The organism is Streptomyces carpinensis (genome assembly GCF_002154505.1).
In the GTDB taxonomy this organism is placed as follows: domain Bacteria; phylum Actinomycetota; class Actinomycetes; order Streptomycetales; family Streptomycetaceae; genus Streptomyces; species Streptomyces carpinensis.
In genome coordinates, this window is sequence record NZ_MUBM01000120.1 from 1 (window position 1) to 5126 (window position 5126).

The 5126-nt window shown below is 74.1% G+C and carries 3 protein-coding genes and 1 pseudogene; 2 read left to right on the top strand and 2 right to left on the bottom strand.

Features of this window, described 5'->3' with window-relative positions; genetic code table 11:
- Window positions 1-426: pseudogene (locus BZY54_RS17085) on the top strand (hypothetical protein); the annotation flags it as partial.
- A 189-nt stretch (window positions 427-615) separates the two neighbouring features.
- On the opposite strand, the gene disA reads toward BZY54_RS17085, so the two are convergent.
- Together disA and radA are read right to left on the bottom strand one after the other, a co-directional pair.
- Entirely contained in the window at window positions 616-1740 is a 1125-nt protein-coding gene (gene disA, locus BZY54_RS17090) for a DNA integrity scanning diadenylate cyclase DisA (protein ID WP_086726056.1), read from the bottom strand.
- Window positions 1741-1822: 82 nt separating this feature from the next.
- Entirely contained in the window at window positions 1823-3232 is a 1410-nt protein-coding gene (radA, locus tag BZY54_RS17095; RefSeq protein WP_086726057.1) for a DNA repair protein RadA, read from the bottom strand.
- Between the two features lie 232 nt (window positions 3233-3464).
- Here radA and BZY54_RS17100 point away from each other — a divergent pair.
- Window positions 3465-5126, top strand: a 1662-nt coding sequence (locus tag BZY54_RS17100; RefSeq protein WP_086726058.1) for a BACON domain-containing protein, incomplete at its 3' end; no start/stop codon positions are given.

The window sequence follows — 5126 nt, forward strand, 5'->3', positions numbered from 1 at the left end:
GTGCTGCCGGCCGGCAGCACGCTCCCCAACTGCGCCTCCGCAGCGGTCTCGTTGAGCCTGCGCAGCGTGCACAACACCTACGGGCCCGGCCAGACACCGACCTTCGAACTGACGGCGAAGAACTCCTCCGGCACCGACTGCAAGGTCGACCTCGGGCCGAAGGCCGCGGTGGTGACGATCAGCAAGGCCGACAGCAACACCGACTACTGGTCCTCGGACGACTGTCCGAAGACGGCCGGAAGCCTGCTGTACCGGGTGCCGGCGGGCAGCGGCATCACCTACACGGTGCGGTGGGACCGCAAGCCGAGCGCTCCCCAGTGCGCGACCCCTCCGGCGGGCTCGGCCGGGGCGGGGACGTACCTGGTGGAGGCGAAGGTGCCGGGGTACGGGAAGCTGCAGACGTCGTTCGTGCTGTCGGCGGACTAGGGCCGGTCGGACCAGCGCCGGTCGACGGTCCGGCGCCGGTCGACGGTCCGGCGCCGGTCGGCGGACCGGCGCCTTCGGACGCCGGGCGCTGGTCCGCGGACTCGCGCTGTCGGAGGTCTGGCGCCGTCAGAAGCCTCGGCGGGCCCGCGGCCTGCGGTCGGCGACCTGTGGCCGACAGCCTGCGGCCTGCTAGACGTACCGCTCCAGGATCGACGACTCCGCCAGCCGTGACAGACCCTCGCGGACGCTGCGGGCCCGGGCCTCGCCCACGCCGTCCACCGTCTGGAGATCGTCGACGCTCGCCGCGAGGAGCTTCTGCAGACCGCCGAAGTGCTCGACCAGACGGTCGATGATGGCTCCGGGCAGCCGCGGGACCTTGGCAAGCAGGCGGAAGCCGCGGGGGGAGACCGCCGAGTCCAGCGTTTCGGGCGAGCCGGTGTAGCCCAGGGCGCGGGCGACGGTGGACATCTCCAGCAGTTCGGCGTGGGACAGCTTGTCGAGTTCGGCCAGCGCCTCCTCGACCGTACGGGAGCGCTTGGCCGTGGGCTCGGGCACGTAGTCCCGCACGACCAGTTCGCGCTCGGGCTCCACGCCCGCGATCAACTCGTCCAGCTGGAGCGCAAGTAGGCGGCCGTCGGTGCCCAGCTCCACCACGTACTCGGCGATTTCGGTGGCGATCCGGCGCACCATCTCCAGGCGCTGCGCGACCGCCGAGACGTCCCGGACCGTCACCAGGTCCTCGATCTCCAGCGCCGACAGTGTGCCCGCCACCTCGTCCAGGCGGAGCTTGTAACGCTCCAGGGTGGCCAGGGCCTGGTTGGCGCGGGAGAGGATCGCCGCGGAGTCCTCCAGGACCCGGCGCTGGCCGTCGACGTACAGGGCGATCAGCCGCATCGACTGTGAGACGGAGACGACGGGGAAGCCGACCTGCTTGCTGACGCGGTCCGCCGTGCGGTGCCGGGTGCCCGTCTCCTCCGTGGGGATCGTGGGGTCCGGGACCAGCTGCACGCCCGCGCGCAGGATCTTGGACAGGTCAGAGGACAGCACGATGCCGCCGTCCAGCTTGCACAGCTCCCGCAGCCGCGTCGCCGTGAACTCGACGTCCAGGACGAAGCCGCCCGTGCACATCGACTCCACGGTCTTGTCCGAGCCGAGCACGATCAGGCCGCCGGTGTTGCCGCGGAGCACCCGCTCCAGACCGTCCCGCAGCGCCGTGCCGGGCGCCACGGCGCTCAGTGAGGCGCGCATCAGGCCTTCGGTGCCGGAACTCCCGCCGGACTTTCCGGGAGCTGCTGCCCGGTCGTTGGCTGCCACTGCACTCCTCCGGTCGCAGGTTCTTCAGGCGCTCCCGTTTCGCACACTCGGTTCGTACGGACGGGCGAGACCAGGGCAAAGTCTACCGGCGGTCCTCCTGCTCCCGTGGGGCCTCTCGGCGACGCGAGCGCGGCAGCACCCGCAGCGCGTCCCCTATGTCGGCCACTTCCAGGACCTTCATGCCCGGCGGGATCTTGCCCGGGTCGCCCGGCACCAGGGCGTGGGTGAAGCCCAGGCGGTGGGCCTCCGCGAGGCGGCGCTGGACGCCCGTGACCCGTCTGACCTCGCCCGCGAGACCCACCTCGCCGATCGCGACGAGATTCTTCGGCAGCGGTGTGTCGCTCGCCGCGGACGCCAGGGCGAGGGCCACGGCGAGGTCGGCGGCCGGCTCGGACAGCTTCACACCGCCGACGGTGGCCGAGTAGATGTCCCGCTTGCCGAGCGCGCTGATCCGGCCGCGCTGCTCCAGCACCGCCAGCATCATCGAGACCCGGGAGGTCTCCAGGCCCGACGTCGTACGGCGCGGGGAGGGGATCTGGGAGTCGACGGTGAGCGCCTGGACCTCGGCGACCAGGGGGCGGCGGCCCTCCAGGGTGACGGTCAGGCAGGTGCCCGGCACCGGCTCGTCCCGGCGGGTCAGGAACAGGCCGCTGGGGTCGGCCAGGCCCGTGATGCCCTCGTCGTGCAGCTCGAAGCAGCCCACCTCGTCCGTCGCGCCGTAGCGGTTCTTGACGCCGCGCACCAGGCGCAGGCGCGCGTGCCGGTCGCCCTCGAAGTGCAGCACGACGTCCACGAGGTGCTCCAGCAGGCGCGGGCCCGCGATCGCACCGTCCTTGGTGACATGGCCAACGAGCAGGGTGGACATCCCGCGCTCCTTGGAGGCGCGGATCAGCGCCCCCGCCACCTCGCGCACCTGGGCCATGCCGCCGGGCGCGCCGTCGATCTCCGGGGAGGCCACCGTCTGCACCGAGTCGAGAACGAGCAGCGAGGGCTTCACCGCGTCCAGGTGACCGAGGACGGCGGCCAGGTCGGTCTCGGCGGCCAGGTACAGATGGTCGTCGATGGCGCGGATGCGGTCGGCACGCAGCCGGACCTGGCTCGCGGACTCCTCGCCCGTGACGTACAGCGTGCGGTGCTCGTCGCTCGCGGCCTTGGCGGCCACGTCCAGCAGCAGCGTGGACTTGCCGACGCCGGGTTCGCCCGCGAGGAGGACGACGGCCCCGGGCACGAGCCCGCCGCCGAGGACGCGGTCGAGTTCCGGCACGCCGGTGGAGCGGGCGGTGGCCTGGCGGCCGTCGACCTGGCCGATGGGCAGGGCGGAGGTGGTGACACGGCCCGGCGTGGTCGTTCGGACCGCGGGCGCGCCGTACTCCTCGATCGTGCCCCAGGCCTGGCACTCGGGGCAGCGGCCGAGCCACTTGGCCGTCTGCCAGCCGCATTCGGTGCAGCGGTAGGACGGGCGGTCCTTGGTGGTCTTCGTACGGGCAGCCATGCGGGAAACCGTAGCCGCAGGCACTGACAGCGCGGGCGCCGGAGGCCCCGGACGTCCCTCCTGGCGGGCGGCCGGCGGCGGCGTGCGAGGTCGAACGTGCCCGGGCGCACTCGAACGGAACGCGGACCGGGATGTTCCTGTGCTCTTATGAGGGATCGTTTCACCCGTACGGATTAAAAGTGCGCAACGGTGAAGAACGGGCGATCCCCCGCCGCCTACGGTCGCACGGGTGATGAGCAGCAGTCCGGAGACCTCGACCCGTACGACCGGTGCCCGCCGGGCGCACCGCGAGGCGCGCGACCTCGCTGCCGCGCGCACCCTGGCGCGGCACCCGCCCACGCGCTACGAGCCCCACCTCGACGGCCTGTTCACCTACTGTCTGTCCGTGCTGTGCGACCACGACACGGCGACCGCCGCCCTCGCGGACGCGCTGGTGTGCGCCGAGCGGTGCGGGCAACGCGTCGCGGTGGGAGCGGGGGACCGGCGGGCCTGGCTGTACGCGCTGGCCCGCTGGGCGTGCCTGCGCAAGCTGGCCGAGGCCAGGCAGAAACGCCAGGCCTCGCACGCCGCGGGACGCCACGCCGACGACCGGCGGGGCCCGGACCGCCGACAGGGCCCGGACGGCAGGCGGCGCTCGGGCGGCAGGCGGGGCGCTGCCGGCGGCCCGGGCGCGGGCCGGACCGGCCGCTCCGCACCACCCGCTGCGACCGTCCCCGAGGACGTCCAGGAGGAGCGGCGGCGCGAACTGGCCCTGCTGGCCTGGCCGGAGGCCGCCGGCACCACCCCCGAGCAGCGCGAGGCCCTCGAACTCGCCGTACGCCACCACCTCGCCGGCCACGAGGTCGCCGCGGTCCTCGGCATGGACCTCGCCGCCGCCCGCGAACTGCTCGCCGCCGCGGCCTGCGAGGTGGAGCGCACCCGCGCGGCGCTCGCCGTCGTCGAGACCGGCGGCTGCCCGGGGGTGAGCGCGCTCACCGGTGACAGTCCGCTCGTGCTCAGTACGGCGCTGCGGCGCGAGCTCGTCCGGCACGTCGACGACTGTCCGCGCTGCCGCCGCACCGCCGAGCGCGCGGTTCCCGGCCGGTGGCCCGGTTCCAGCGTCACCCCGGCCGAGCTGCCCGTCCTGGAGGCGCCGCGGGCGGCCCTGCACGTCGCCATGTCGCACCAGCGCGCGCGGGGCACCGCTCCCCGCTTCGACCGGCGGGGCTTCCCTATGGACCCCAAGGACCGCGCGGCCCGCAGGGACCGTCTGCGCGCGCGTGCCGTCACCACGACGGTCGTCGCCACGGTCGTCGCCGCACCCGTGCTGGCCCTGTGGGCCGCCTACCGGGGCACGCCGACGGGTGAGGGGCAAGGCGGCCCGTCGGCCACCGCGCACGAGGCGCACGACCACGGCGCCCTGGCCGGGGAGGAGACGGGCGACGGCTACGAGAACGCGGGCAACGCCCGCCCCGGGCCCGACACCGGTTTCGGCGGGGGCACGAGGCCCGATGTCTCCGTCGAGGTCGTCAGCGTCTCGGGCGCCGGACACAAGGACGGCCACCTGAGCGTGACCGCCACAGGCGCCGGTGACACCACGCTCGTGACGCTGACCGCGTCCGGTCCGGCGCCGGTCCGCTGGTCCGCGTCCACCGGCGCGCACTGGCTCTACCTCAGCCGCTCGTCGGGAACCCTCGGGCCCGGCGAGTCGTTGACGATCAAGGTGTACGTGGACCATCTGCGCGAGCCGTCCGGTCACTGGAGCGCGCGGGTGGCGATCGCACCCGCCGGAGCCGTGGTCACCATCGACGGCTACGGCACGGCACTCAGCCCCTCCGCCCCGGCCACCACGCACCCGTCCGGCCCGTCCCCGACCACGGTCCCGCAGCCGACACCCACGCAGACGGCCCCCACG

Excerpts from the sequence above, each read along its gene's own strand:
- radA (WP_086726057.1), bottom strand. The coding sequence starts at position 3,232 with ATGGCTGCCCGTACGAAGACCACCAAGGACCGCCCGTCCTACCGCTGC.